Annotated in this window: 24 protein-coding genes; 15 read left to right on the forward strand and 9 right to left on the reverse strand. The window is 68.6% G+C overall.

What is annotated here, in order from left to right; translation table 11 throughout:
• The first annotated feature begins 89 nt into the window (after positions 1-89).
• On the forward strand, positions 90-461 hold the full coding sequence (locus tag IU514_RS03005) for a nuclear transport factor 2 family protein (RefSeq protein WP_194929606.1): 372 nt from the start codon (positions 90-92) through the stop codon (positions 459-461).
• 257 nt (positions 462-718) lie between these two features.
• Here IU514_RS03005 and IU514_RS03010 read toward each other — a convergent pair whose 3' ends face one another.
• The 3 genes from IU514_RS03010 to dtd all read right to left on the reverse strand — a co-directional run bounded on the left by IU514_RS03010 (position 719) and on the right by dtd (position 4,391).
• Positions 719-1,879, reverse strand: a complete 1,161-nt coding sequence (locus IU514_RS03010) for a suppressor of fused domain protein (RefSeq protein WP_194929607.1) — start codon at positions 1,877-1,879, stop codon at positions 719-721.
• Between the two features lie 116 nt (positions 1,880-1,995).
• On the reverse strand, positions 1,996-3,852 hold the full coding sequence (gene rpoD / locus IU514_RS03015) for an RNA polymerase sigma factor RpoD (protein WP_194929608.1): 1,857 nt from the start codon (positions 3,850-3,852) through the stop codon (positions 1,996-1,998).
• 98 nt (positions 3,853-3,950) lie between these two features.
• A complete protein-coding gene (dtd, locus tag IU514_RS03020; RefSeq protein WP_194929609.1) occupies positions 3,951-4,391 on the reverse strand; it encodes a D-aminoacyl-tRNA deacylase in 441 nt (146 codons plus the stop codon).
• Positions 4,392-4,536: 145 nt separating this feature from the next.
• Here dtd and IU514_RS03025 point away from each other — a divergent pair, with 145 nt between their 5' ends.
• The 4 genes from IU514_RS03025 to IU514_RS03040 are packed head-to-tail and all read left to right on the forward strand — an operon-like array spanning position 4,537 to position 8,933.
• Positions 4,537-5,469, forward strand: a complete 933-nt coding sequence (locus tag IU514_RS03025) for a lauroyl acyltransferase (RefSeq protein WP_194929610.1) — start codon at positions 4,537-4,539, stop codon at positions 5,467-5,469.
• A gap of 20 nt (positions 5,470-5,489) precedes the next feature.
• On the forward strand, positions 5,490-6,935 hold the full coding sequence (locus tag IU514_RS03030) for a tetratricopeptide repeat protein (RefSeq protein WP_194929611.1): 1,446 nt from the start codon (positions 5,490-5,492) through the stop codon (positions 6,933-6,935).
• On the forward strand, positions 6,932-7,447 hold the full coding sequence (locus tag IU514_RS19135) for a PH domain-containing protein (RefSeq protein WP_324187772.1): 516 nt from the start codon (positions 6,932-6,934) through the stop codon (positions 7,445-7,447). Before IU514_RS03030 ends, IU514_RS19135 begins: the two co-directional genes overlap by 4 nt.
• Positions 7,437-8,933, forward strand: coding sequence for a PH domain-containing protein (locus IU514_RS03040; protein ID WP_194929976.1), 1,497 nt, complete (start codon positions 7,437-7,439; stop codon positions 8,931-8,933). The genes IU514_RS19135 and IU514_RS03040 overlap by 11 nt, the downstream gene beginning before the upstream one ends.
• A gap of 88 nt (positions 8,934-9,021) precedes the next feature.
• Here IU514_RS03040 and IU514_RS03045 read toward each other — a convergent pair whose 3' ends face one another.
• The gene (locus IU514_RS03045) at positions 9,022-10,080 is read right to left on the reverse strand and encodes a CDP-glycerol glycerophosphotransferase family protein (protein WP_194929977.1); all 1,059 of its coding nucleotides are present in this window, start codon (positions 10,078-10,080) and stop codon (positions 9,022-9,024) included.
• A 58-nt stretch (positions 10,081-10,138) separates the two neighbouring features.
• On the opposite strand from IU514_RS03045, the gene IU514_RS03050 reads away from it, so the two are divergent.
• Both IU514_RS03050 and IU514_RS03055 read left to right on the forward strand, forming a co-directional pair.
• Positions 10,139-10,921 (forward strand): glycosyltransferase family 2 protein, encoded by a 783-nt coding sequence (locus IU514_RS03050; protein ID WP_194929978.1) that lies wholly within the window; start codon positions 10,139-10,141, stop codon positions 10,919-10,921.
• Positions 10,918-11,772, forward strand: coding sequence for a glycosyltransferase family 2 protein (locus tag IU514_RS03055; protein WP_194929612.1), 855 nt, complete (start codon positions 10,918-10,920; stop codon positions 11,770-11,772). Before IU514_RS03050 ends, IU514_RS03055 begins: the two co-directional genes overlap by 4 nt.
• Positions 11,773-11,776: 4 nt before the next feature.
• On the opposite strand, the gene IU514_RS03060 is transcribed toward IU514_RS03055, so the two are convergent.
• The 5 genes from IU514_RS03060 to def all read right to left on the reverse strand — a co-directional run bounded on the left by IU514_RS03060 (position 11,777) and on the right by def (position 16,796).
• Complete coding sequence (locus IU514_RS03060; protein WP_194929613.1) at positions 11,777-13,456, reverse strand: ArnT family glycosyltransferase; 1,680 nt, start codon at positions 13,454-13,456, stop codon at positions 11,777-11,779.
• Between the two features lie 47 nt (positions 13,457-13,503).
• Positions 13,504-14,799, reverse strand: coding sequence for a 16S rRNA (cytosine(967)-C(5))-methyltransferase RsmB (gene rsmB / locus IU514_RS03065; protein WP_194929614.1), 1,296 nt, complete (start codon positions 14,797-14,799; stop codon positions 13,504-13,506).
• Between the two features lie 100 nt (positions 14,800-14,899).
• Positions 14,900-15,337: a hypothetical protein gene (locus tag IU514_RS03070; RefSeq protein WP_194929615.1), complete on the reverse strand. Its 438-nt coding sequence runs from the start codon at positions 15,335-15,337 to the stop codon at positions 14,900-14,902.
• A gap of 10 nt (positions 15,338-15,347) precedes the next feature.
• Positions 15,348-16,277, reverse strand: coding sequence for a methionyl-tRNA formyltransferase (gene fmt / locus IU514_RS03075; RefSeq protein ID WP_194929616.1), 930 nt, complete (start codon positions 16,275-16,277; stop codon positions 15,348-15,350).
• 3 nt (positions 16,278-16,280) lie between these two features.
• Positions 16,281-16,796: a peptide deformylase gene (def, locus tag IU514_RS03080; protein WP_194929617.1), complete on the reverse strand. Its 516-nt coding sequence runs from the start codon at positions 16,794-16,796 to the stop codon at positions 16,281-16,283.
• Positions 16,797-16,951: 155 nt separating this feature from the next.
• Between def and IU514_RS03085 the strand changes: the two genes are divergently transcribed.
• The 8 genes from IU514_RS03085 to IU514_RS03120 all read left to right on the forward strand — a co-directional run bounded on the left by IU514_RS03085 (position 16,952) and on the right by IU514_RS03120 (position 25,691).
• Entirely contained in the window at positions 16,952-18,100 is a 1,149-nt protein-coding gene (locus IU514_RS03085; RefSeq protein ID WP_194929979.1) for a LysM peptidoglycan-binding domain-containing protein, read from the forward strand.
• Between the two features lie 91 nt (positions 18,101-18,191).
• Positions 18,192-19,325, forward strand: a complete 1,134-nt coding sequence (gene dprA / locus IU514_RS03090) for a DNA-processing protein DprA (RefSeq protein ID WP_194929618.1) — start codon at positions 18,192-18,194, stop codon at positions 19,323-19,325.
• Positions 19,326-19,386: 61 nt separating this feature from the next.
• Positions 19,387-19,875 carry a DUF494 family protein gene (locus tag IU514_RS03095; protein WP_194929619.1) on the forward strand — a complete coding sequence of 163 codons (489 nt, stop codon included), beginning with the start codon at positions 19,387-19,389 and terminating at the stop codon, positions 19,873-19,875.
• Positions 19,876-19,953: 78 nt separating this feature from the next.
• Positions 19,954-20,655: a GYF domain-containing protein gene (locus IU514_RS03100; protein WP_194929620.1), complete on the forward strand. Its 702-nt coding sequence runs from the start codon at positions 19,954-19,956 to the stop codon at positions 20,653-20,655.
• A gap of 34 nt (positions 20,656-20,689) precedes the next feature.
• Positions 20,690-21,625: an RDD family protein gene (locus IU514_RS03105; protein ID WP_194929621.1), complete on the forward strand. Its 936-nt coding sequence runs from the start codon at positions 20,690-20,692 to the stop codon at positions 21,623-21,625.
• Positions 21,626-21,825: 200 nt separating this feature from the next.
• Complete coding sequence (locus tag IU514_RS03110) at positions 21,826-24,339, forward strand: DNA topoisomerase I (protein ID WP_194929622.1); 2,514 nt, start codon at positions 21,826-21,828, stop codon at positions 24,337-24,339.
• Between the two features lie 91 nt (positions 24,340-24,430).
• Positions 24,431-24,994: an L-threonylcarbamoyladenylate synthase type 1 TsaC gene (gene tsaC / locus IU514_RS03115; protein WP_194929623.1), complete on the forward strand. Its 564-nt coding sequence runs from the start codon at positions 24,431-24,433 to the stop codon at positions 24,992-24,994.
• 91 nt (positions 24,995-25,085) lie between these two features.
• On the forward strand, positions 25,086-25,691 hold the full coding sequence (locus tag IU514_RS03120) for a DUF1579 domain-containing protein (RefSeq protein ID WP_194929624.1): 606 nt from the start codon (positions 25,086-25,088) through the stop codon (positions 25,689-25,691).
• Positions 25,692-25,750 lie beyond the last annotated feature (59 nt).

Raw genomic sequence — 25,750 nt, forward strand, 5'->3', positions numbered from 1 at the left:
CCGCGCGCCAACAGACCGATCGGGACTGCTGCCACCGCGCTGTCAGCAGCGCGGCGCATGCTGTTCGAACCTCACCCCTGGAGATTGCGATGAATACCGAAGCTGTTGCGAAGCGCCTGGTCGAACTGTGCAGGACGGGACAATACGAGCAGGCGCAGCGCGAGCTGTATGCGGACGACGCCGTCAGCATCGAGCCCGTGTGGGCGCCGCCGGGAGCGATAGGCAACGCCGAGGGCCTGCCGGCGATCTACGAGAAGGGCCGCAAATTCGCCGAGGGCATCGAGGAGTTCCACGGCGCCAGCTGCGGCGACCCGGTGATCGCGGCGGACTGGTTCAGCGTCGCGATGGGCATGGACGCGACTTTCAAGGGCATGGGCCGCGTGAACATGCAGGAGATCTGCGTGTACCGCGTGCGCGACGGCAAGATCGTGCACGAGCAGTTCTTCTACTCGGCGGATTGACGGCGTCCAGCAGCGGGCAAGCTGCACCGTTCGTCCTGAGCGTAGCGAAGCGGAGTCGAAGGGCGACGGTTGCCCTCACCGTTTCATCCTTCGACTTCGGTGCTGCGCAGTACGCTCAGGACGAACGGTGAACGGGCACGGGGACTGATCCAATGCGTCGCCGCTGCAACGCGGCTTCGCGGCACCCCATGAGTCTTTGTCACCTGGATGTCCCGGGCGCGGCCTCCGCCTTACCCGGGCCATGCATTTCGGATCACCTACAACGACAGGCGATCGGCCTCGATCTCGCTGGCGTAGTCCTCCCAGCCGCGCTCCTCGAGATCCTCACGCTCCTGTGGCGTCAGGAAGTACAGGCACAGCATGCGCACGTTGCGGCCGTCCTTCAGCACGGTGCGCTGGAAACTCTCCGGCAGCGCACGCGGACGCGCCAGCAGCACGCTGTCGTAGGCGAAGTCGGGATGGATCGGTGCCGGCTCCTCGCCGTGCGTCAGCACGTGGCCCTCGCCGAGCCAGCGCCCGCTTTCATAGTGATGCCGCGCCACTCGCTTGAGCCAGCGCAGCGGCCACCAGTGGCGCTCGTCCTCCTGCCACGACTCGCGATCGAGCGGCCAATCGCTAGGCAGCAGCAGCACGAGTTCGATCCAGGCATCGCTGCGGCTGCCTTCCGGCAACTGCATCGCCCGCTCGGCCATGCCGGTGGTCGCAACGATGTGGAACGGACGATCGGCCGTGGCCGGATACGGATACAGATCGATGTGCGCGCTCGGCGAGACGATCTCGTGGAATACGTGTGGGATGCGGCCCAGGTGCGTTTCCAGGTGGGCGCCGATGCCTTCCATCAGCACGCGGTCGCCGTGGCTGTGCTCGACGGTCAGCGGTGCTCCCGGCATCGGTGCATCCGGCGGCCACGGCAGGTGCACCAGCTCGCGCGTATCCCAGCGTTGCTCCAACATCACCCGCGCCTGCTCGCGCTGCGCCTTGGGCATGCGCGGCAGCATCGCGCGCAGCGTGAAGTTGCCCTGCATCAGCCCTTCGCTGAAGAACGTCCAGTCGCTGAGCTGGTCGAGGCCACCGCGCCAGCGATCGCCGAGCTTCAGCGGCACCACCTGCGGGTCGTTGGCGATCTCGCCTTCGAAGCCGGTGCCGTCGACGCGCACGTTGGTCAGCCACAGGTGCTCGACATTGCCCTCATGGGTAACGCCGGCCTTGATCGCGAAGTTCTCGTCGCCGGGCTGCGGGCGGCGCAGGCGCTGGACGAAGAAGTGGAAGTCCTCGCGCGCTTTCCCTATCGCGCGCGCCATGTCGGGGTCGCCCGTCGGGACGAAGTTGATGCCGTCCTCCGACGCGATCATCCGCCGCGAGCGCCACCACCACGCGCCCCCGAGCAGCGCCAGCCCCACCACCAGCCATGCGGTCATGCCCCCTCCCCCAAGGGTCCCAATCGGGCGATCTGAGCACTGGCGGGCGGAAAATGAAAGCGGAAAAGAAAAAGCCCGCGCTGGGCGGGCTTTTTCTGGCCTTGAACGGACGCGACTCAGTCGATGTCGAGGAAGCTGCGCAGCTGCTCCGAACGGCTCGGATGACGCAGCTTGCGAAGCGCCTTGGCCTCGATCTGGCGGATGCGCTCGCGGGTGACGTCGAACTGCTTGCCGACCTCTTCCAGCGTGTGGTCGGTGTTCATGTCGATGCCGAAGCGCATGCGCAGCACCTTGGCCTCGCGCGGGGTCAGGCCGGCGAGCACGTCGCGGACCGTCTCCGACAGGTTGATGTTGGTGGTGGCCTCGACCGGGGACTCCACGTTGGTGTCCTCGATGAAATCGCCCAGGTGCGAGTCCTCGTCGTCGCCGATCGGGGTCTCCATGGAGATCGGCTCCTTGGCGATCTTCATGACCTTGCGGATCTTGTCCTCGGGCATGTCCATCTCCTTGGCCAGTTCCTCCGGCGTGGCCTCGCGGCCGTACTGCTGGAGCATCTGGCGGGAGATGCGGTTGAGCTTGTTGATCGTCTCGATCATGTGCACCGGGATGCGGATGGTGCGCGCCTGGTCGGCGATCGAGCGGGTGATCGCCTGGCGGATCCACCAGGTCGCATACGTCGAGAACTTGTAACCGCGGCGGTACTCGAACTTGTCCACGGCCTTCATCAGGCCGATGTTGCCTTCCTGGATCAGGTCGAGGAACTGCAGGCCACGGTTCGTGTACTTCTTGGCGATCGAGATCACCAGGCGCAGGTTGGCCTCGACCATCTCCTTCTTGGCCTTGCGGGCCTTGGCTTCGCCGTAGGCCAGCGCGCGGCTGATTTCCTTGATGTCGGTCAGCGACACGCGCTGCACCTGCTCAAGGGCGATGGTGGATTCCTGCTCGGAGATGATCTGGTCCTTGACGTCGCGCAGACCCGACGACCACTTCTGCTTGCGCTTGAGCAGGTCGTCGACCCATTCCAGGTTGGTCTGGTTGCCTTCCCAGGCGCGGATGAAGTCCTTGCGCGGCATCTTGGCGACGCGGGTGGACAGGTCGAGGATGCGGCGCTCGTGCTCCTTGATGGAGCTCAGCACTTCGCGCAGGTTCTTGACCAGCACGTCGGTCAGCGGCAGGGGCAGCTTGAACGTGACGAAGATGGCGGCCATGTCCTCGCGCAGCTTCACCACGCTCTTGTGGGCCGGGCCATGCTTGGCGTGGGCCTTCTCGAACTTGGCGTACTCGGCGGCCAGGGCCTCCATGCGCGATGCGACCTCGACCGGATCTGGACCGGTCGGAGTGTCGTCGGCTTCTTCCTCGGCGCCGGCTTCCACTTCGTCCTCATCGGCCTCGGCATCGGCGTCGACGGCCTCGGCGATCGCCGGCACCGGCGCTTCAGGCGCTTCCTGATCGTTGAAGCCGACGATGATCTCGGCCAGGCGCTTCTTGCCGGCCTTGTGCTGTTCGTAGTCTTCCAGGATCAGCTGGATCGTCGCCGGGAACGAAGCGAGCGAGGCCTGAACCTGGTTCAGGCCCTCCTCGATGCGCTTGGCGATGGCGATTTCGCCCTCGCGGGTCAGCAGCTCGACCGTGCCCATCTCGCGCATGTACATGCGCACCGGGTCGGTGGTGCGGCCGCCTTCGCCATCGAGTGCGGTAAGCGCGGCAGCGGCTTCTTCGGCCGCGGTGTCGTCGACTTCGCGATTGCCCGAGCCGCCATCGGCGAGCAGCAGGGTTTCGGCATCGGGAGCGACTTCATGGACTTCGATGCCCATGCCGTTGATCATGCCGATGATGTCTTCGATCTGTTCTGCGTCGACCAGATCGTCGGGCAGGTGATCGTTGACCTCGGCATAGGTCAGGTAGCCTTGCTCCAGGCCCTTGCTGATCAGCTGTTTGATATCGGACTGGGGGGCCTGACGTTCGTTGGCCATGGACTGGGCACCCGGAGGTAGGAGGCTTGGGGAACCGTGCATTATACCCGGCACGGGCTGGCTCTGGCTGAAGAGGACGGAGCGGCGTTGCCTGGCGGCTAGGCCTTCAGCAGGAAGGTCACCGGGCCGTCATTGACCAGGCTGATCACCATATGGGCGCCGAAACGGCCGGTTTCCACCCCCGGCGCGTGCTTTTGCCGGCAGGCCGCCACCAGCCGGTTGAACACAGGTTCAGCCATTTCCGGCGCGGCCGCGGTGCTGAAGCCCGGGCGCATGCCGCTGCGGGTGTCGGCAGCCAGGGTGAACTGACTGACCAGCAGCAGCCCCCCGCCGGTATCGCCCAGGCCGAGGTTCATGCGGCCGGCCTCGTCGGCAAAGACGCGGTAGCCCAGCAGCCGCTCGGCCATGCGCGCGACCTGGGTGTCGCCGTCGTCCGGCTCGACCCCGACCAGGGCCAGCAGCCCCGGACCGATCGAACCAACGACTTCACCCTCGACACGTACGGCAGCTTCGGTGACGCGTTGGATCAGGGCCAACATGGACGGGCTCACTCGCTGGAGGCGGTCGATGCTCGCCGGGGCCGCATGGGGCGGTCAACCGCCCCTCGCCTGAGTTGCAAGAAGCGGTCAACCGCCCCCGCCTGAGTCGCAAGAGCCGGTCAACCGCCCCAGTTAGACTCGTGCGATGACGCAAGCGCTCGCCCGACTCCTGTACCTGCTCGCCGGCCTGGCCGGCCGCCTGCCCTGGTCCTGGCTGATGCGGCTGGGCGACGCGATCGGCGCGGCCTGGCTGCGGCTGGACGCGCGCGAAAGCCGGGTGGCCCTGTGCAACCTCGAGCTGGCCTATCCCGACCTGCTGCCCGCGCAGCGAGAGCAGTGGCGCCGACAGATCCTGCGCACGACCGGCCGGCAGATGGTGGAGACGCTCCGGCTGTGGACCCGTCCGCATGCGCAGAACTTGGCGCTGATCCGCGAGCAGCACGGGGTCGAGCTGTTCGACGCGGCGATCAGGGCCGGCAAGGGCGTGATCGTGGCCGCGCCGCATCACGGCAACTGGGAACTGCTCAACCAGTGGCTGGCCTCGCGCACGCCGCTGGCGATCCTGTACCGGCCGCCGGAGTCGCCCGTCGGCGAGGCCTTCCTCAACCTGGTCCGCGCCGATGCCCGCGAAGCCGACGGCAGCGACCGGGTCACCCAGATCCGCGCCGAGGGTCCGGCGGTGCGCCAGTTGTTCAAGCTGCTCAACGGCGGCGGTGTCACCGGCATCCTGCCCGACCAGCAACCCAAGGCCGGCGACGGCGAGTTCGCGCCGTTCTTCGGCGTGCAGGCGCTGACGATGACGCTGCTCGGCCGACTCGCCGAGCGCACCGGCGCGGCGGTGCTGTTCGCTTGGTGCGAGCGCATCGGCACGGACCACGGCGCTCCCGTCTTCGCGCTGCGCATCGAGGCGGCACCGGCGGATGTCGCCGATCGCGATCCCGCGGTCGCGGTGGCGGCGCTCAACGCGACGGTGGAGCGGATCGCACGCCGCGATCCGGCGCAATATCAGTGGACCTACAAACGCTATACGCTGCGGCCACCGGGTTCAGGGGAAGAGAACCCGTACTGGAACCGCTGATCGAACACCGGGGAGCGTCGATGCGTCATTGGATGTTGTGGCACGCACTGTTTTGGAGCGCCCTGCTGGCCGGACCGGCGCAGGCGAACGAGGAACTGGCCGCGATCAACTCGGTCAGCCAGGCCTGGGACCGCTACGCGGCACTCAGCAGCAAGGACGACCCGGAAAGTGTCTCGCTGCTGCCGCGCGCCAGCCTCGACTACTTCGCATTCCTTCGCGATGCCGCGCTCTACGGCTCAACGGAGCAGGTGCGCCGTATTCCCGTTTCCGAACGCACCGTGGTCTACACGTTGCGCGCATCGATGAGCCCGGAGCAGCTCGCCGCGCTCGACGGAGCCGCAATCGCCCGGCACTGCTTCAAGGCAGGCCTGTACGGCGTTCCGGAGGCCGAGGACGGAGAGTCGCTGCCCAGGCTGACGCATGTGACGCTGATCGACGGCGACCGCGCGGTCGGCGAGCTCGGCCCGCCGACCGGCACGCAGTTCCAGTACGGCCCCGTGCTGGTCGACGAGGTCGGGCAATGGAAAGTGCGCCCGGAATCGATGGCGCTCGACGGTTCGGCCCTGATCCAGCAGCAGACCACCCGCGCCGGGCTGAGCGAGACGCAGATGCTCGAATACCTGGTCGGCGAGTTCCTGCACCAGCCCGGGCCGTCGCTGGCCAGCCTCGACCGGCCGATGCGCGACGACGCCGCGGCACGCACGCGCCTCAACGAATCCTGGCCGCAGTACGAAGACACGTATCGCGCGCGCTTGGCGGCGACCGAGAAAAAGGCCAACGACGGCGACGCCCTGGCGATGTTCGCGATGGGCTCGGTGCTGTACAGCGGCGCGATGCCGCAACTGGTGCCGAAGGACACGAAGCGCGGCGTGCAATGGCTCGAACGCGCCAGCGACGCCGGCCACGTCCCGGCTTCGGCGGCGCTGACGGTCCTGCTGCTGCAGGACTACAAACCAGTGAAGGGCAAGCCGGTGCCGCCCGAGCTGATCGCCAGGACCGTCGTGCACACGCGCCGTGCCGCCGAGGGCGGCGTGCCGGTGGCGATGGTGGCGCTGGGCAACTTCATCTTCAACGGCGCCGCCGGTTCGCGCGACTGCAGGCAGGCCGAAGAGTGGGCCGCGCGCGGCGAGGACGCCGGCATCGCACAGGCGCGCAACGAACGCGTCTGGTACCTGGCGACCTGCCCCAACCCGGCACAACGCGATCCGGCCCGCGCCATGGAACTGGCGGGCCACATGATCGCGAAGGCCGACACGCTGCCGGCGTCCGAGCTCGATACCGTCGCCGCCGCGCTCGCCGCCAGCGGCAGGTTTGGCGAGGCGGTGGATTTCCAGCAGCGCGCCATCGCCAAGCTGGATGCGGACCACAGCCAGAACCGTCGCGGCATGCAGGAGCGCCTCGGCCGCTATCAGAAGCGCCACGACTGGGTGCAGGACTACAACCAGTACGAGCGCCCCGCGCCATGATCGAGACGATCGCTTCCGTCGACACTCCGGGAACCGGCACCGGCCAGGACTGGCAACCGCTGCCGCCGCGCGCGCGCGCCGTCTTCATCATCGGCATGCTGCCGTTGGCGCTTCCGCCGGCCGCAGGCGGACTGATCATGGCCCTGGCCCGCGACATCCCGTGGCCGTGGACGCTGGTTCCCTGCATCGCGGGCCTGCTGCTGGGTGCGGCGGTTTGCTGGTGGCTCGCCGTGAAGTACCACCGCCACACCTGGTGGCGACTGGACGAGGACGGCCTCGCCATCCGGCGCGGACGCATGTGGCAGCGCGAGACGCGCGTGCCGGCGACCCGCGTGCAGCACCTGGACATCAAGCGCGGTCCGCTGCAGCGCCGGCGCGACCTGGCGACGCTGGTGGTGCACACCGCCGGCACGCGCCACAGCGCCGTCACGCTGCCGAACCTGGACGCCGGCGATGCGCAGCGCCTGCGCGACCGCCTCGGCCGCCAGCTGGATCTGGACGATGACGCCTGACGCGGCGCCGCCGCCGTTGCCCGCGGCTACGCAGCCGGAGCGGCGCCTGCACCCGATGTCGTGGCTGTTCGTGCTGCTGCAGCAACTCAAGCAGTTCATCGTGCCGCTGATCGCGCTGGTGGTGTTCGGCAGTGGCGACCGCGACGAGCTGTGGCCACTGATCGGCGTCGCGGTGCTGGTGGTGACGTCGCTGTGGCAGTACTTCACTTACCGCTACGGGGTCAGCGGCGACAGCCTGGTCGTGCGCAGCGGCCTGCTCGAACGCAGCGTGCGCGTGATCCCGTTCGCGCGCATCCACAACGTCGCGCTGCAGCAGTCGGTGCTGCACCGCGTGTTCGGCGTGGCCGAGGTGCGGCTCGAATCGGCCGGGGGAAAGAAGCCCGAGGCGCAGATGCGCGTGCTGAAGCTCGAAGACGCATTGGCGCTGGAAGCGCTGGTGCGCCGTCGCGGCACTGCCGCCAGCGATGCCGGCGAAGTGCGCGAGGCGGACACGCTGCTGGCACTGTCGCCGCTGGAGGTGCTGAAGGTCGGCCTGATCTCCAACCGCGGCCTGATCGTGATCGGCGCCGGCGTGGCCGGCGTTTCGCAGTTCAGCCCGCGCGTGCTGCCGAACTTCTTCGAGGCGTTCGGCACGCGCGTGCTCGGCTTTGCCGGCGAGCACCATTTCGGCCCGGCCGACTATGCGATCGCCGCGCTGAGCCTGTTAGCGCTGGGACTGGTGCTGCTGCGCCTGCTATCGGTGCTGCTGGCGTTGCTGCAGTACTTCGGCTTCCGCCTCAGCGAGCACGAACGCCGCCTCACCGTCGAGCGCGGCCTGCTGGCACGTTGGCGGACCAGCGCCTCGCGCCGCCGAATCCAGGCCTGGACGTTGCGCGAAGGCCTGATCCACCGCTTGTTGAAGCGCCGCAGCCTCGAAGTCGACACCGCCGTCGCCGAGGAGCAGAACCAGCAGCGCGCGCTGCGCGAGATCGCACCGGTCGCGACGCCCGCCCGCTGCGATGAACTGATCGAGCACCTGCTGCCGAAGGCGGCATGGACGCAACTGCAATGGCAGGCGTTGCCGACGTCGGCCTGGTGGCGGCTGCTGCTGCCCGAGATCGTGCCGACGCTGCTGGCCGCGGGGTTCGCCACCTGGCGCTTCGGCGCCTGGGGCCTGCTGGCGCTGCTATGGCTGCCGTGGTCGGCATGGCGTGCGCGCCAGCGCATCCGCCGTGCGGCCTATGGCGTCAACGCCAGCGTCGTCGCCGTGCGCGAAGGCTGGTGGAGCCGTCACTGGCGCTTCGCCGAGATCGACAAGCTGCAGGCGTTGCAGCTGACGCGCTCGCCGATCGATCGCCGTTGCGGAACCGCCACGCTGTGGATGGACACGTCCGGCGCCGGTGCGATGGCGCCGCCACTGCGCATCCGCTTCCTGCCCGAGGCCGAGGCTCAGGCGCTGTACGCGGCTTTGTCGCGCACGCTGGCGAAGCAGGCGTTGCGGTGGTGATGGCGCACTCACTCGTCGCAAACTGCGCGCTCGCATGAAAAACGCACCTCGCGCCCTTCTCCCGCTTGCGGGAGCGGGGTACTAAACCTCAGCCGCCCCGCCCCCAGTACCCCAGCTCACGCCGGATCTGCAGCGCGCGCAGCCACGACGAGAGCGGCTTGCGGCGCAGGCGTCCGAGATCGCCCTGCAGCAATGCTTCGGTCGCGTCGATCACGCGCTCGCTGGAGTGCCCGTCGCGATACGGATGGATCGCATCGCCGTAGGCCGTGATCGAGGCCATCAGTTCGGTCGAGGGCGCGAACGCCTGCGCAAGCATCTGCGGCAAGCGCGCCGGATCATCGAAGTCGAGCATGTGCGGCTTCGGTGCGCGGTTGCGGAACGTGACCACCGGCTTGCGCTGCACGACGAACTCCGACACCACCGAAGTCGTGTCGGCGAGCAGCACGTCGGCGGCGCGCTGGGCGGCGACCAGCTGTTCGGTCTCGAAGAACCTGGCATTGGCGCCGGCCAGCGCGCGGTAACGCTCGAACAGTTCCGGCGCGCACTTGGGATGCAGGGTCAGCAGCCAGTAGCGGTCGCCTCGCGCCACTTCGGCGGCAATCGCGTCGAACAGGTGTGGCGCCGCACTCAGGCGCTCGGTGAAGGTGGAGGCGAACATCACCACGGGGCGGCCGTTGGCCGGTGCCCGCAACGCCGCGGCAGCGCCGTCGTCGTCGCGGAACAGCGGATCGAGCTTGGGCCAACCGGTCTCGATCACGGCGAAGTGCCCGGCCTGGGCCGCCAGCGCCTGGAACGGCGCGGTCGTCGCCGGCCCCTGCGTGCAGTACAGGTCGAACATGCCGCGCACGCGGAAATGGCCGCGTTCGTCGGAGCGCTTCTCGACGTTGAAGCCGTGGAACACCTGGACCTTGGCGCCGGACACGAACGTCGGCACCCAGTTGGCGGCGCTGAACACGGCACGCGGTCGCAGCGCGACGGCCTCGCGCAGCCCTATCATGCGCACCGGCGCTGGCAGCGATGCACCGGCCGCGCCATCGACCAGCCAGGCGTGCACCGCATGGCCCTGCGCTTGCAGCGCCTGCGCCAGCGGTTGCAGGATGGGCAGCGCATAGCGCTCGCTCGCGAACAACAGGTAATCCGCCATCAACGCTTCCTCGCCATCCTCGCCCGCGTCACCGGCGGCGTCTTCGCCGTCGGCCCGCCGGCTGTCGGCCTGCCGGCTCTCAGCATGCATTATCGCGTTCAACGAGGCCGACCGCATCGGCGACTGCATAGCCTCGCTGGCGTTCTGCGACGAGGTGGTGGTGGTCGACTCGTATTCGACCGACTCCACGGTCGAGATCGCGCAGAAGATGGGCGCACGGGTGCTGCAACGCCCGTTCGAGGGTTTCCGCAGCCAGAAGCAGTTCGCCGTCGAGCAGGCCGCGCACGACTGGGTGCTGTGCCTGGATGCCGATGAACGCGTCGGCGACGAGCTGCGCACCGCCATCGAGGCCGAGCGCGCGCGCGGCTTCGATGGCGCCGGCGGTTACCGCTTCGCCCGGCTCAGCGATTACTTCGGCAAGTTCCTGCGCCACGGCAACGCCTATCCCGACCGGGTGCTGCGCCTGTTCGACCGCCGTCGCGGCGGCTGGCGCGGCAAGCGCGAGGTGCATGAGGCCGCCAGCGTCGACGGCACGGTGCGCACGCTGCGCGGCGACCTGATCCACTACCCGTACCGCTCGCTCGAACAGCAGCTGCTGAAGACCCAGCGTTATGCGCAGATGATGGCCGAGCACGATTTCGCACGCGGCAAGCGCGCCACGCTCGCCAAGCTGGTGCTGGCGCCGGCATGGCGGTTCTGGCGCGGCTACGTGCTGCGCGGCGGGTTCCTCGACGGCTGGCACGGCCTGGTCTACGCCTACGTGCGCGCCAACTACGTCCGCCAGAAGACCGTGATGCTGTGGCTGTTGCAGAACAGCCAGAACGTCACCACATCCAGGTCATGAGCCCCCACGCGCCCGGACGCGCCAGCGTCGTCATCACCACCTACAACTGGCCGCAGGCGCTGGAACTGGCGCTGCAGGCGCTGGCCCGCCAGCGCACGTTGCCCTGCGAGGTCGTAGTGGCCGACGACGGCTCGCGCGAGGACACGCGCGCGATGCTCGAAGGCGTCGCCTCCGGCTATCCGGTACCGCTGCGCCACAGCTGGATCGAGGACCGCGGCTTCCGCGTGTCGCTGGCGCGCAACCGCGCCATCGCCGCCACCAGCGGCGACTACGTGCTGCTGCTCGACGGCGACATGGTTCCGCACCCGATGTTCGTCGCCGACCACCTGGCCGCGGCGCGGCCCGGAAGCTTCGTCCAGGGCATGCGCGTGCTCACCGACGCCGAGGGCCGGGACCGCCTGCTGTCGCACGAGGTGCGGGAGCTGGGCTTCTTCGACCGCGGCCTAACCCGCCGCCGCCACACGCTGCGCATCCCGCCACTGGCGGCGCTGTCGCTGCGTGCCACGCGCGGGCAGAGCAGCAGCGCGATCAAGACCTGCAACCAGGGCTGGTGGCGCGAGGACCTGGTCGCGCTCAACGGGTTCGACGAGCGCTACGAGGGCTGGGGCCGCGAGGACAAAGACCTGGCCGTGCGCGCGTTCCATGCAGGGCTGGAGCGCCGCTCGCTGCGCTTCGCCGGGTTGGCCACGCACCTGTACCACCAGGAGCGCCACGAGGAAGGTGCCAGCCCCAACGATGCGTTGCTCGCCGAGGCCAAGGCCAGCGGCCGCGTACGCAGCCCACTCGGGCTGGATCGCCATATCGCCGAGTTCGCGAAGCAACCGTTGCCGGATCTGCGCGGCAGCGCTTGAGCTGCTAGCGACACCCCGCCGTCGCGCTCCCCGGCACTAGCGTCCATCCGCGACGGTTCGCATTGCCCAGGTGCTGCGTGTGCGCCTTGTCGACACACGGCGCCAGCGCGACGTCCTGCACCAGCAGCCAGCGCGTCTGCGGCGACTGCTTCTGCCAGGCCAGTCCGCGGCGCATCTGCTCGTCGAAGTCGACCTTGAAGCCGAACTCGGCGACGCGGCGGTCGGCCATCAGCAGGTTCTGTTCGCGCCACGCCACCAGGCCGAGCTCCGCCTCGGGGCCGATGCGGCGGCCGACTTCGGTCATCAGACCGCGCGCTGACGAGGAGTCGTTGAGCAGCGGCGCCATCAGCAGGCCGAACACGACCCACAGGCCGGTCAGCGTGGCGATGGTGGCCGCGACCGCGCGACGACGTCCGGCCCACAGCAGGCACGCCACGCCCCAGCCGCCGACCGCGGCGACGCTGGCGGCCAGCGCGGTGGAGACGTCCTCCAGTGAGCGCTCGGCGACGAATCGCCGCTCGAAGCCCGGATCGCCGAAGTACATCGCCAATCCGCCGAGCAACATCACGCCGGCCAGCACCGCGGTGAACGCGAACAGCGTGCGTTGCACGGCAACGCGGCGCAGCAGGCCCGGCAGCAGCGGGCCGAGTGCGAGCGCGGCCATCGGCAACGCCGGCAGGATGTACATGTCGCGCTTGCCGCCGGGAATCGAGAAGAACACCAGCACCAGTACCCACCACGCCAGCGGCAGCAGGTAGCGCGGATCGCGGCGGCGCAGGCGCCGGCGCCAGGCCGGGATCGCCCACGGCAGCGCCAGCATCGTCGGCAGCCACATCGTCACGACGACTTCGAGGAAGTACCACGCCGGCTGCCCGTGGTCCCACGACGAGCCATAACGCTTGGCGGTCTGGCGCAGGAGGATGTCATCGACGTAGGCGCGGTACTCCGGCCCGTGCTGGCCGGCAGCCGCCAGCAGCATCGGCACCAGCCACACGCATGCGGCGAGCACGAACGCCAGTGGACCGAGCCAGAACTTCGCACGGCCCGCGTGCACCTTCACGTCCCAGCCGCGCAGCGAGGCGATGCCGGCGGGAATCAGCATCAGCAGCGCGATCGCGCCGACGCCCTTGCTGATCGTGCCGAAGCCGGCCGCAGTCCAGCCCAGCATCCACATCGGCCAGTTCGGGCCCTGGTTGCGAGCGACCTGCAGCACGTGGCGCAGCAGGCCGTAGTTGGCCAGCGTGATCCAGAACACCACCAGCGGATCGATCTGCGCTTTCTTCGACTGCCATGTGAACTGCAGCGCGAACAGCAAGGCGTAACCGGCATACAGGCCGACGCGTCGCGTCCACAGGCGGCGGCCGAGGTCGACCACGCACCACAGCGTGCCGAGCGCGGCCAGCAGCGACGGCAGCAGGAAGGCGACGCGCCAGTCGCGCACCACCGTGTAGGCCGCGGCCTGCAGCCACATGAACAACGGCGGCTTGTCCGAGTACAGCTCGCTGCCGCGATGCGGGAACATCCAGTCGCCGCTCTCGACCATGTGCCTGGCGACGAGGGCGAAGCGCGGCTCGTCGGCCGGCCAGGGATCGCGCAGGCCGAGGCCGGCGCCGAGCACGAGGATGGCAAGGATCCAGAACAGCGTGGTGTCGCTGAGCCAGCGGGGGCGTTGGGTGAAGGTCATCCGCCGATGATAGCCGCCGCAGGTGGGAGCCTTGTCGGAGCGGCGGCTCAGTGCTTGCGCAGGCGTGCGTAGAAGAAGCCGTCGCCGCCCCGCTCGCCCGGGAGGCGCTGGCGGCCGGCGCCGCTGACACGGCCGAAGCGATCGTCGAGCGGCTCGGCGCGGGCGTCCGGCGTGCGCGCGAGGAAGGCGTCGACCTGAGCTTCGTTCTCTTCCTTGAGGATCGAGCAGGTCGCATACAGCAGCACGCCACCTGGCCTGAGCGTGCGCCACAGCGCATCGATCAGGCGGGCCTGCGTGGTGGTCAGCGCATCGAGATCGGCCGGCCGCCGGTGCAGCAGCACGTCGGGCTGGCGGCGGACGATGCCGGTGGCCGAGCACGGGGCGTCGAGCAGGACCGCGTCGAACGGCACACCGTCCCACCACGACGGCAGGTCGGCGGCATCGGCGGCGCGTAGCACGACATCGTGCTCCAGGTGCTGGCGAGCCAGGTTGGTTCGCACGCGGTCGAGCCGCTTGGCATCGATGTCGACGCCGGTGATGCGCAACGACGCATCGCGTTCGAGCAGGTGCGCGGCCTTGCCGCCCGGGGCGATGCACGCATCGAGCACGCGCGCGCCGGAGGCCGGCGCCAGAGCGTCGGCGACGAGCTGCGCGGAAGCGTCCTGCACCGACACCGCGCCGTCACCGAACATCGGCAGCGCGGCGACCGCCATCGCAGAATCAAGGCGCAGCGCGTCGGGCAACGAATCGTCCGCATGCGCGGTGATGCCAGCATCGTCCAGGCGCGTGCGATACGCATCGCGCGACAACACGCGGCGGTTCACGCGCAGCCACATCGGCGGCTCTTCGGCGCTGGCGGCGAGCACGGCCGATTCGTCCTGCGGCCAGTCGCGGGCGATGCGTTCGCGCAGCCATTGCGGCCAGTGCGCGCTGGCATCGACCGTGGGCAGGCCTTCGCGTTGCGCGCGCCGCAGCAGCGCATTGACCAGCCCGGCCTGGTGCTTGCGGCCGAGCGCGCGCGCAGCCTCGACCGTCGCCGCGACGGCCGCGTGCGGCGCCAGTTGCAGGGCGTCGAGCTGTGCGAACCCGGCGAACAGCAGCGCCTTCAGTTCGCTGTCGCGCCGGGGCAGCGGCTTCGGGATCCAGGCATCGAGCGCGGCCTGATAGCGCACCGGCTGGCGCAGCACAGCGAAGCAGATCGCCTCGACCAGCGCGCGATCACGCGGATCGTCGAGTTGCGGAAGCACCGCCGCCAGCTCGGCCTTCAACGAGCGGCCGCGATGCAATACCGCGTCGAGGACGCGTGCGGCGAGGGCGCGAGGTTGACTGCCGGAGTGGGTCATGGAGCGCTCGTTACTGTGGATCGGAGCGGTGCATTGGGCCGACCAGTACCGCTGCCGTTCGGACGACACCGGCCGCATAAGCGGCGTGGTTCGGATGATGTCAGGCCTTCACCGGCCACATCGGAGATTCGCTGTCATCGTAGCGAACGCCTATGTTGATGCAAGAAAGACTGCCGAACTCAAACTGCAGTTCCACCCAGCTTTCGGGATACGTGAACGACTCAAAGGATCTGTAGTCCTCTTTTTCAGGTCGCTCGCCCAGTGACTTGGTGAAGAGGTCAAGAACTTGGGGCTGCGGCATCCCCCAAGGCGATACTCCAAACACAGTCGACTGCTTGTCATGGACCTCGATCCATCCAAGCCGATCATCATTGTTGGGCTCAAACGTTAGCGCGAGCCTCAGCGCAAAGTACTGGACTTCGCGAGCTTCCGACTCCGTGAGGTAGCTTTTGTCGGGGAATCCGAGGCGTTCGAATACCTGGGATTTTGTCATCCCGAAGTTCAACTCACCGACCCCGATACCCGGAAGTATTTCCATCGGCTTGATGCTACTTCGCCGCCATCAGGTCCCGGCGCGCATTGAGGTAATCCGCCGCCGTGATCGCCTTGCCACCTTCACGCTGCAGCACGCGGATGCGCAGCACGCCTTCGCCGGCAGCCACGTCCAATCCGTCGCGGCTGGCGCGGAGCAGCGTGCCCGGTGCTGCGCCGTGCGCTTCGTCGAGGGCGACCGCGCCGTGCAGGCGCAGGCGTTCGCCGGCGACCTGCGCTTCGGCCATCGGCCAGGGATTGAACGCCCGTACCTTGTTCGCGAGCACGACGGCCGGCCGCGACCAGTCCAGCTTCGCTTCGGCCTTGTCGAGCTTGTGCGCGTAGGTGACGCCTTCTTCCGGCTGCGGTTGCGGTACCGGGCGGATGCCCGCACGCAGCAGCGTGAGGCCGTCGGCCAGCACCTGCGCGCCGAGCGCCGAAAGGCGATCGTGCACCTGGCCGCCGGTTTCGTCCGCTCCGATATCGAGCGCCTTCGACAGCAGGACCGGGCCGGTGTCCAGGCCCTTCTCCATCTGCATCAGGCAGACGCCACTTTCGCGGTCGCCGGACTCGATCGCACGCTGGATCGGCGCGGCGCCGCGCCAGCGCGGCAGCAGCGAGGCGTGCACGTTCCAGCAGCCATACGTGGGGATGTCGAGCACCGACTGCGGCAGAATCAGGCCGTACGCGACCACGACCATCAGGTCCGGCTGCAGCGCGCGCAGGGCGTCCTTCGACACCGCCGCCTTGAAGTTTTCCGGCTGCACGACCTCGATGCCGCGCAGCAGCGCCTCGCGCTTGACCGGCGACGGGGTCAGCTCGCGGCCGCGCCCAGCCGGACGGTCAGGCTGGGTGTAGACGGCGACGACTTCATGGTGCTGCGCGGCTGCACGCAGGCACGGCACGGCGAACTCCGGCGTGCCGGCAAAAACGATGCGAAGGGCCATCGGTCAGGCCGCGGCCTGACGGCGCTGCTTGGCCAGCTTCTTGCGCACCATCTCGCGCTTGAGCGGCGAGAGGTAATCGACGAACAGCTTGCCCGCCAGGTGGTCCATCTCGTGCTGGATGCAGACCGCGAGCAGCCCGTCGGCCTGCATCTCGAACGGCTGACCGTCGCGGCCGTATGCCTTGACGGTGATCTCGTTGGCGCGCGTCACGTCGGCGAAGATGCCGGGCACCGACAGGCAGCCTTCCTGGTAGACCTGCTCGCCGGCGCGGACGGTGATCTCCGGGTTGATGAAGACCAGCGGCCGGTCGCGCTCCTCGGACACGTCTATGACCATGAAACGCTGGTGGACGTCGACCTGGCTCGCGGCCAGGCCGATGCCCGGGGCCTCGTACATGGTCTCGAACATGTCGTCGAGCAGCTTCTGGAACTCCGGCTCGGCGATGCGCGCAGGGTCTACCGGCGCGGCGACGGTACGCAGGCGCGGGTCGGGGAACTCGAGGATCGGTAGCTGGGCCATGGCGTCGAAATGGGGGCGTCGGTCACAACCGCAAGTAGACGTGGGATTCTAACGCCGTTATCGGCGCTCGGTGCTTGCAACCGCGCGCACCTTCTGGGCTATAGTGCCCGGGCCCGTGGGGAAAACTGGCAAGGGGAATCAAGTAGATGGCCGCCATGCTTAAACCGATCCGCACGGTTCTGACCGCTGCGCTTTTGACTGTCGCGACCTTCGGGGTCACCGCACAGATGCGGACCGAACACCCGGACACCTATGTGGTGAAAAAGGGCGACACGCTCTGGGACATCGCCGGGCGTTTCCTGACCAAGCCGTGGCTGTGGCCGGAAATCTGGCAGGCCAACCCGCAGGTCAAGAATCCGCACCTGATCTACCCGGGCGACGTCCTGTCGCTGGCCTACCTCGATCGCGTGGCCGTGCAGGAAGGCCCGCGCGAGGAAGCGCCGATCAACGCGATCCCGCTGTCGGAGATCGAGCCGTTCCTGAAGAACCTGCGCGTGGTCGACGAGTTCGAGCAGCTGCCCTACGTGGTCGCGCTCGAGGAAGACCGCCTGCGCGGCAGCGAAGGCCAGGTCGCCTACATCCGCGGCCTGCCCGACGCCCAGCCGGGCCAGCGCTACGCCGTGGTCCGCGCCAACCAGCAGTACACCACCGTCGATCCGAAGCGCTGCTGCGAGAACTCCGGCCGCCGCGCCGAATCGCTGGACTACAGCGGCAAGCGCACCTGGGGTGCTGAGCGCCTGTGGAGCTACCAGATCCCGCATGGCGGCGGCGAGTTCCTCGGCTATGAGCTGGAGCAGCTGACCACCGGCACGATCAGCCGCAGCGAGGGTGACGGCGTCGAGGTCAGCACGCTGGTGATCGACCAGAAGGGTCGCGAGGTCCGCGCCGGCGACCGCCTGATCGCGGTCGACGCGCAGCCTTACGACCTGCAGTTCATGCCGCATCCGCCCAGCCAGCAGCTCGACTACGACCGCGCCCGCGTGATCGCGGTGGCCGACGCTGTCACCAGCGGCGGTCCGCGTGATGTCATCGCGCTGTCGGTCGGCTCGGCCGACGGCATCGACAATGGCACCGTGCTGTCGACCTGGCGCGTGGGCAGCACCGAAGTCGACCGCGTCGCGGTCGGCGTCGATCGTAGCTACGACTCGGTGGGCAGCGGCAATGAAGTGCGCCTGCCGGACGAGTTCGCCGGCCACGTGATGATCTTCCGCACCTTCGACAAGGTCAGCTACGGCCTGGTGATGGACAGCATCCGCCCGACCCGCCTGGGCTATGCGCTGAAGCATCCGGACGCGAAGAACTGAATGACATCGCGGCGCGGCCGCGGTCCATTCCTACGATCCAAAGCGACGGCGCCCTAGGGCGCCGTCGCCGTTTCCGGCCCAGGCTGCGTCGATGCAAGACGCCGACCTCCACGCCCTGCTCTGTCTCATCGCGGCGGCCGGCCCCACCGCCCCGCGCCGTCGTTTACTCGACACGCTTGCCCCGTCCGCTGCGTGGTCGGCCGGCCCGGCGACCTGGCGCGGATGCGGCCTGACCGATGCCCAGGTCGCCGCAATGCAACGCCCGGACGAGCCCCGCTTGCATCAGGCGTGGGCCTGGCTGCAGCAACCCGGCCGCTGCGTGCTTGGCTGGCACGACCCGGACTATCCGCCGCTGCTCAGGCGCGCACCCCATCCGCCGCTGGCGCTGTTCGTCGAAGGCGACGCGGCCCGCCTGTGGCATCCGGCCGTGGCGGTGGTCGGCAGCCGCTCGGCGACGCCCAACGGCCTCGACCACGCGCGTACGTTTTCGCGCACGCTGGCGCACGCAGGCTGGGGCGTCGCCAGCGGAATGGCCGCAGGCATCGACACCGCCGCGCACGAAGCGACGCTCGCCGCAGGCGGCCTGACCGTGGCGGTGCTGGGCACCGGGCCCGATGTCGCCTATCCGCGCGCCAATGAAGACCTGCGCGCGCGCATCGCCGCCGAAGGCGTGGTGGTCAGCGAGCACCTGCCCGGCACCGGCCCGCGCAAGGAGCACTTCCCCAGCCGCAACCGCATACTCGCCGGCCTGACGCTGGCGACGCTGGTGGTCGAGGCCGCCGCGCGGTCGGGCGCACTGATCACCGCCAGGCTCGCCGCCGAGGCCGGGCGCGAGGTATTCGCACTGCCCGGCTCGATCCACAACCCGATGGCACGCGGCTGCCACCGCCTGATCCGCGACGGCGCTTCCCTCATCGAGGACGCTGGCGAGATCGGGGAAGCACTTGCGCCCTTGGCCGCCGTGCTCGCCAGCGACTTGCGCGGACGCCTGAACGGCCCCACATCGACCGGCCACAGGGTTCCCGCGGCGGCCAGTCAGGCTTCAGCCGACGACGAACCCGACTACCAGAACTTGTGGAACGCACTCGGTCACGACCCCACGGATATGGATCAACTGGTGTCGCGCACCCGATTGACGACCGCCGAAGTGTCCTCCATGCTGCTACTCATGGAGCTTGACGGTCGAGTCGCTTCACACCACGGCCGGTACTTCCGCATTCGTTGAAGTTCACTGCGGTTTTGCAAGTTCTGACCCACCGCGCCGCATGCGGCGCAGGCCGAGGGAAATGAAAGAGAGCATCCTGGACGTCCTGCTGTACCTGTTCGAGCACTACCTCACCGACGATGCGGACCTGGTCCGCGACCGTGCTTCTCTCCAAAGCGGCCCGCTGTTCGACGAACTGGGCCAGGCCGGCTTCAGCCCCGCCGAGATCAACAAAGCCTTCGAATGGCTCGATGCGCTGGCCCGCCAGCGCCCGGACGCCAGCGCGCCACGTGCGGACGGCCCGACCCGGGTCTACGCCGGACCGGAGCTGGACAAGCTGGATGTCGAATCCCGGGGTTTCCTGCTGTTCCTCGAGCAGCACGGCGTGCTCGACGCCGGGCAGCGCGAGCTGGTGGTCGACCGGGCCATGGCGCTGGACCAGGACGAGCTCGATCTGGACGACCTCAAGTGGGTCGTGCTGATGGTGCTGTTCAACCAGCCGGGGTCCGAGGCGGCCTACGCCTGGATGGAAACCCAGATGTTCGAGGACGAGCCGGAACCGGTACATTAATTACCGGTTCGCGCGGCACGCCTGGGGAGGCATCGGTCGTCGCGCGGAGCCACCACTCAGGAAGAGACAGGGGGATCCGTGACTGACTGGTATTACCACGACCCGTTGCAGGGGCGTGTCGGGCCGCATACGGCCGAAGAAATCCGCAACCGTTACCGCGACCGCCGCATCCAGCACGACACGCTGGCCTGGCACGCAGGACTGCGCGAATGGCAGCCGCTGGAACGCCTCGCCGAAGCGCTGGGGCTCGACGGCGTGCAACCCGACCTGTCGATGCCGCCGCCGCTGCCGCCCGCCGCCGCGGTGCCCCGCGTTGCCGCGACCGCACGCACGTCACGCCGGGAAGCCGCTCCGCGCAGCGGCCTGTCCGGCTGCGCGATCGCCGCGATCGTGGTCGTCGCGCTGGCGGTTCCGGTCGTCGGCATCCTCGCCGCGATCGCGGTGCCGGCCTACAGCGACTACACCGTCCGTGCGCGCCTGATGGGCGTGTCGTCCGAGGTCCAGCGCGCGGTGGTGGAGCACGTGGATCGAACGGGCCAATGCCCGGACGGCAGCGACATGGCGCCGGTCATCCAGCGCGTCGCCGCGTTGCAGCCGCAGACCCGGCTGCGTTTCGGCCAGGGCGACAGCGGCGAATGCGCGTTCGAACTGACGTTCGGTGGCGTCGCCAAGGGCGTCGATGGCAGCACGTGGGTGCACGTAGCCTCGAACGAGGGCTGGGATTGCACGGGTGGCACCCTGCCCCGCCGCTACCGCTCCGCCGCGTGCCGCGCCCGATGACCCTTTCCAACCTTCACTGCGGGACCGCCCACCGATGAGCCAGTGGTACTACAGCGATTACGACCGCAACCGCCACGGCCCGGTCAGTGCCGGTGACCTCGCTGAGCTGCACGCGCACGGCCAGCTCTCGCCCGACACGCTGGTCTGGCGCGAAGGCCTGGCGCAGTGGCAGCCGTGGAGCTCGCTGGTCGGCGAAGTGATCGCAGGGGCCGGTCGCCCGGCCGTCTCCAGCGCCAGCTTCGCCACCGCGGCCGCCAGTGCGCCCGCGAGCATCGGCGCCAACCCGTACTCGGTGGCCGAACCGGCTTCGCCCTATGCGCCACCGCGCGCGGCGCTGCACGACGCGTCCGACTACGACGTCGGCGGCGAAATCGTCTATGCCGGTTTCTGGAAGCGCCTGGCGGCCTACTTCATCGACTCCTTCGTGCTGATCGTGCTGATCGGCATTCTTGGCGCGATCTTCGGCGTGCTCGGCGTGATGAGCCTGTCCGGCCTCGGCGATGCGAGCGCGATGTCGAGCGGCGGACTGGTGTTCTTCGCGGTGTTCTACGTGCTCGAGATCGCGATCATGGTGGCGTACTTCGCGATCATGCATGCCTCCAGCAGCCAGGCCACGCTGGGCAAGATGGCGGTAGGCATCAAGGTCACCGACGAGGACGGCCGGCGCATCAGCCTCGCCCGCGGCATCGGCCGCTTCTTCGCCACCATCCCCAGCAGCCTGATCCTGTTCATCGGCTACGTGATGGCCGCCTTCACGGACCGCAAGCGCGCGCTGCACGACATGATCGCCGGCACGCTCGTGGTGGATCGCTGGGCCTACACTTCGCATCCGGAAAGGCAGCGCGATGAGCTCGGCACGGTGACCATCGTGATCCTGGTGATCGGCGGCCTGCTGATGCTGGCCTATCTGGGCGTGATGGCGCTGGTCGGCGTGGCCGCCGGCATCGCGGCCAGCGGCGGCGCAAGCTGACTTCGCGAAGCTGAACACGTGACGGACGGCCGTTGCGGCGGCCGCCTTGCGTAACCGTTTGGCGCAGCCACGCTTGACAGTCGCGGCCACCGCGTGGTCCCAATAGAAAAGGAAACAACCTGAACGCCCGCGGCCGCAAGCCGCGGGCGTAGCCTTCTCAGATGCAGCCGGAGCCAGATCCCGGTTGCGGAGCCTCCCCCATGGCCAAGAACCTCCTCATCGTCGAGTCGCCTGCCAAGGCCAAGACGATCAACAAATACCTGGGCAAGGACTTCACCGTCCTGGCCTCGTACGGTCACGTGCGCGACCTGGTGCCCAAGGAGGGCGCCGTCGATCCCGAGCACGGCTTCGCCATGCGCTACGACCTGATCGACAAGAACGAAAAGCATGTCGATGCCATCGCCAAGGCCGCCAAGAGCGCCGAAACCCTGTACCTCGCGACCGACCCGGACCGCGAGGGCGAGGCGATCAGCTGGCATATCGCCGAGATCCTGAAGGAGCGTGGCCTGCTCGAGGGCAAGCCGCTGCACCGCGTGGTGTTCACCGAGATCACGCCACGCGCGATCAAGGAGGCGATGAACCAGCCCCGCGCCATCGCCAGCGACCTCGTCGATGCCCAGCAGGCGCGCCGCGCGCTCGACTACCTGGTCGGCTTCAACCTGTCGCCGGTGCTGTGGCGCAAGGTGCAGCGCGGCCTGTCCGCCGGCCGCGTGCAGTCGCCGGCGCTGCGCATGATCGTGGAGCGCGAGGAAGAGATCGAAGCCTTCGTCGCGCGCGAGTACTGGTCCATCGAGGCCGAGTGCGCGCATCCGAAGCAGGCCTTCACCGCCAAGCTGACGCGCCTGGACGGCCAGAAGTTCGAGCAGTTCACCGTCACCGACGGCGATACCGCCGAAGCCGCGCGCAAGCGCATCGTGGCCGCCGCCGCGGGCCTGCTGCACGTCACCGACGTCGTCAGCAAGGAACGCAAGCGCCGTCCGGCGCCGCCGTTCACGACGTCCACGCTGCAGCAGGAGGCCTCGCGCAAGCTCGGCTTCACCACACGCAAGACCATGCAGGTCGCGCAGAAGCTGTACGAAGGTGTGGCGATCGGCGACGAAGGCACGGTCGGCCTGATCAGCTACATGCGTACCGACTCGGTGACGCTGTCGGTGGACGCGGTGGCGGAAATCCGCGACGTGATCGCCCGCGACTACGGCACGCGTGCGCTGCCGGACAAGCCCAACACCTACCAGAACAAATCCAAGAACGCGCAGGAAGCGCACGAAGCGGTGCGTCCGACCTCGGCGCTGCGCACGCCGGCGCAGGTCTCGCGCTATCTCTCCGACGACGAGCGCCGTCTGTACGAGCTGATCTGGAAGCGTGCACTGGCCTCGCAGATGGTGCCGGCCACGCTCAACACGGTCAGCGTCGACCTGGCCGCGGGTACCGAGCACAGCTTCCGCGCTTCCGGCACGACCGTCGTGGATCCGGGCTTCCTCGCCGTGTACGAGGAAGGCAAGGACAGCAAGGCCGCGGAAGACGAGGACGAGGGCCGCAAGCTGCCGGCGATAAAGACCGGCGACCGCGTGCCGCTCGACAGCATCCACGCCGACCAGCATTTCACCCAGCCGCCGCCGCGCTTCACCGAAGCGGCGCTGGTGAAGGCGCTGGAGGAGTACGGCATCGGCCGTCCCTCGACCTACGCCTCGATCATCCAGACGCTGCTGTTCCGCAAGTACGTGGAGATGGAAGGCCGCAGCTTCCGTCCGTCCGACGTCGGTCGCGCGGTGTCGAAGTTCCTGTCCAGCCACTTCACCCAGTACGTCGACTACGACTTCACCGCCAAGCTCGAGGACGAGCTCGACGCGGTGAGCCGCGGCGAAGAGGAGTGGGTGCCGCTGATGGAGAAGTTCTGGGGCCCGTTCAAGGAACTGGTCGAGGACAAGACCGAATCGGTCGATCGCTCCGAGGCCACCGGTGCGCGCGAACTCGGCACCGATCCCAAGTCGGGCAAGCCGGTCAGCGTGCGCCTGGGGCGCTACGGGCCGTACGCGCAGATCGGCGACAAGGACACCGACGAGAAGCTCGAGTTCGCCTCGCTGCGTCCGGGCCAGTCGATGCACACGATCCTGCTGGAAGAAGCGCTGGAGCTGTTCAAGCTGCCGCGCAAACTCGGCCTCAGCGAAGGCCACGAGGTCAGCGTCGGCATTGGCCGCTTCGGCCCGTTCGCCAAGCGCGGCAGCACCTATGCCTCGCTGAAGAAAGAGGACGACCCGCACATCATCTCGCTGGAGCGGGCGGTCGAGCTGATCGAGGAAAAGGAAGAGATCGCGCGCAACCGCATCATCAAGGCGTGGGACGGCAGCGACATCCAGGTGCTCAACGGACGCTTCGGCCCGTACATCAGCGACGGCAAGCTCAACGGCAAGATCCCGAAAGACCGCGAGCCGGCGTCGCTGACGCTGGAGGAAGTGACGAAGCTGCTCGAAGAGACCGGCAAGCCGGTGCGCGGCCGCTTCGGCAAGAAGGCCGCGAAGAAGGAAACCGCCAAGAAGGAAACTGCCAAGAAGGAGCCGGCGGCCAAGAAGGCCGTGGCGAAGAAGGCGGTCGCGAAGAAGGCGCCGGCCAAGAAGGCCGCCGCCAAGAAGACGGTGAAGAAGGCGGCGAAGAAGACAGCGGCCAAGACCGCCACCAAGAAGGCGGTCAAGAAGGTCGCCAAGGCCAAGGCCTGATCGCAGCCGGGCGCGGCTTTGGCCGCGTCCGGTGCGGCGGTACCGACGGGCGGCGTCCGCCCGGACTTGCAGCGCCCGTTATCCTGTGACCATGACCGCGTCCCTGTCCCTCATCGAAGCCGCATCCGGCATGCAGCAGGGGGACGTTGTCGCCTATCCGACCGAGGCGGTGTGGGGACTGGGCTGCGATCCGTTCGACGAGAACGCGGTGATGCGTCTGCTGGCGATCAAGCAGCGTCCGCTCGAGAAGGGCCTGATCCTCGTGGCGTCCGAGTTGGAGCAGTTCGAAGGACTGCTCGACTGGGATGCGCTGTCGCAGGAAAGCCGCGACGAGGTACTGGCCAGCTGGCCGGGCCCGCATACCTGGATCGTGCCGACGACCAAGCGCGTGCCGCGCTGGATCACCGGATCGCACAACGGCGTCGCGGTGCGCATCAGCGCGCATCCAACCGTGTCGGCGCTGTGCACGGCCTTCGGTGGTCCGCTGGTGTCGACCAGCGCCAACCTCAGCGGGCGGCCACCGGCGCATAACCGCCGCGAACTGGACCCGCAGCTGCTGGAACGGATCGACGGCATCTGCATCGGCGAAACCGGCGGCCTGGCGACGCCGACGGCGATCCGCGACGCGCGCACCGGCGAAGTCCTGCGCGCCTGACGGCTCACCGCACACCACCTTAACGGTCCCGCACGTAGCGTCCCCGGCGCGGCGCCGATCGTCGGCGCCCGACCGAGGTCTGGAGGGTGTCATGAAGTACACGCAGGTTTCGCTGGCCGCGCTGGCGCTGCTGGTCGCGCTGCCGCTGGCGGCGCAGGACAAGCAGCCGCCGAAGATGACCGCCGAGCAGCAGGCGATGATGGCGGCGTGGGAGAAGGCCGCCGCGCCGGGCGAGCCGCACAAACAGCTGGCCGCGATGGCCGGCCAGTGGAACGTCAAGCAGACCATGTGGATGGACCCGAAGGGCGAGCCGATGGTGCAGACCGGATCGGCGACCAACACGATCGCGCTCGGCGGTCGTCATCTGCGCCAGGACTATCGCGGCGAATGGATGGGCCAGCCGTTCGAGGGCACCGGCTATACCGGCTACGACAACGTCACCGGCAAGTACTACAGCACCTGGGTGGACAGCGGTTCGACCGGCCTGTTCGTCGCGCGCGGCGATTACGACGCGGCGACGAAGACCTACACCTTCAAGGGCGAGATGGCCGATGCCGCGGCCGGCGGCAAGCTGGTGCCGATCCGCGACGTGCTGCGCGTCGTCGACAACGACCACCACGTGTTCGAGATGTACGAGACGCGCGACGGCAAGGAAGCGCGCGTGATGCAGCTCGACTACACACGCAGCAGCAAGTAGTGCGACGCCGCGGGTCGGCCGGCGCGACCGGCGCCGGCCGCGCTCGCCTCCTTCACCGG

It is taken from the genome of Lysobacter niastensis (assembly GCF_015453285.1).
Taxonomy (GTDB): domain Bacteria; phylum Pseudomonadota; class Gammaproteobacteria; order Xanthomonadales; family Xanthomonadaceae; genus Lysobacter_J; species Lysobacter_J niastensis.

Excerpts from the sequence above, each read along its gene's own strand:
- IU514_RS03005 (WP_194929606.1), top strand. The coding sequence starts at position 90 with ATGAATACCGAAGCTGTTGCGAAGCGCCTGGTCGAACTGTGCAGGACG.
- IU514_RS03010 (WP_194929607.1), bottom strand. The coding sequence starts at position 1,879 with ATGACCGCATGGCTGGTGGTGGGGCTGGCGCTGCTCGGGGGCGCGTGG.
- rpoD (WP_194929608.1), bottom strand. The coding sequence starts at position 3,852 with ATGGCCAACGAACGTCAGGCCCCCCAGTCCGATATCAAACAGCTGATC.
- dtd (WP_194929609.1), bottom strand. The coding sequence starts at position 4,391 with ATGTTGGCCCTGATCCAACGCGTCACCGAAGCTGCCGTACGTGTCGAG.
- IU514_RS03025 (WP_194929610.1), top strand. The coding sequence starts at position 4,537 with ATGACGCAAGCGCTCGCCCGACTCCTGTACCTGCTCGCCGGCCTGGCC.
- IU514_RS03030 (WP_194929611.1), top strand. The coding sequence starts at position 5,490 with ATGCGTCATTGGATGTTGTGGCACGCACTGTTTTGGAGCGCCCTGCTG.
- IU514_RS19135 (WP_324187772.1), top strand. The coding sequence starts at position 6,932 with ATGATCGAGACGATCGCTTCCGTCGACACTCCGGGAACCGGCACCGGC.
- IU514_RS03040 (WP_194929976.1), top strand. The coding sequence starts at position 7,437 with ATGACGCCTGACGCGGCGCCGCCGCCGTTGCCCGCGGCTACGCAGCCG.
- IU514_RS03055 (WP_194929612.1), top strand. The coding sequence starts at position 10,918 with ATGAGCCCCCACGCGCCCGGACGCGCCAGCGTCGTCATCACCACCTAC.
- IU514_RS03060 (WP_194929613.1), bottom strand. The coding sequence starts at position 13,456 with ATGACCTTCACCCAACGCCCCCGCTGGCTCAGCGACACCACGCTGTTC.
- rsmB (WP_194929614.1), bottom strand. The coding sequence starts at position 14,799 with ATGACCCACTCCGGCAGTCAACCTCGCGCCCTCGCCGCACGCGTCCTC.
- IU514_RS03070 (WP_194929615.1), bottom strand. The coding sequence starts at position 15,337 with ATGGAAATACTTCCGGGTATCGGGGTCGGTGAGTTGAACTTCGGGATG.
- fmt (WP_194929616.1), bottom strand. The coding sequence starts at position 16,277 with ATGGCCCTTCGCATCGTTTTTGCCGGCACGCCGGAGTTCGCCGTGCCG.
- def (WP_194929617.1), bottom strand. The coding sequence starts at position 16,796 with ATGGCCCAGCTACCGATCCTCGAGTTCCCCGACCCGCGCCTGCGTACC.
- IU514_RS03085 (WP_194929979.1), top strand. The coding sequence starts at position 16,952 with ATGCTTAAACCGATCCGCACGGTTCTGACCGCTGCGCTTTTGACTGTC.
- dprA (WP_194929618.1), top strand. The coding sequence starts at position 18,192 with ATGCAAGACGCCGACCTCCACGCCCTGCTCTGTCTCATCGCGGCGGCC.
- IU514_RS03095 (WP_194929619.1), top strand. The coding sequence starts at position 19,387 with ATGAAAGAGAGCATCCTGGACGTCCTGCTGTACCTGTTCGAGCACTAC.
- IU514_RS03105 (WP_194929621.1), top strand. The coding sequence starts at position 20,690 with ATGAGCCAGTGGTACTACAGCGATTACGACCGCAACCGCCACGGCCCG.
- IU514_RS03110 (WP_194929622.1), top strand. The coding sequence starts at position 21,826 with ATGGCCAAGAACCTCCTCATCGTCGAGTCGCCTGCCAAGGCCAAGACG.
- tsaC (WP_194929623.1), top strand. The coding sequence starts at position 24,431 with ATGACCGCGTCCCTGTCCCTCATCGAAGCCGCATCCGGCATGCAGCAG.
- IU514_RS03120 (WP_194929624.1), top strand. The coding sequence starts at position 25,086 with ATGAAGTACACGCAGGTTTCGCTGGCCGCGCTGGCGCTGCTGGTCGCG.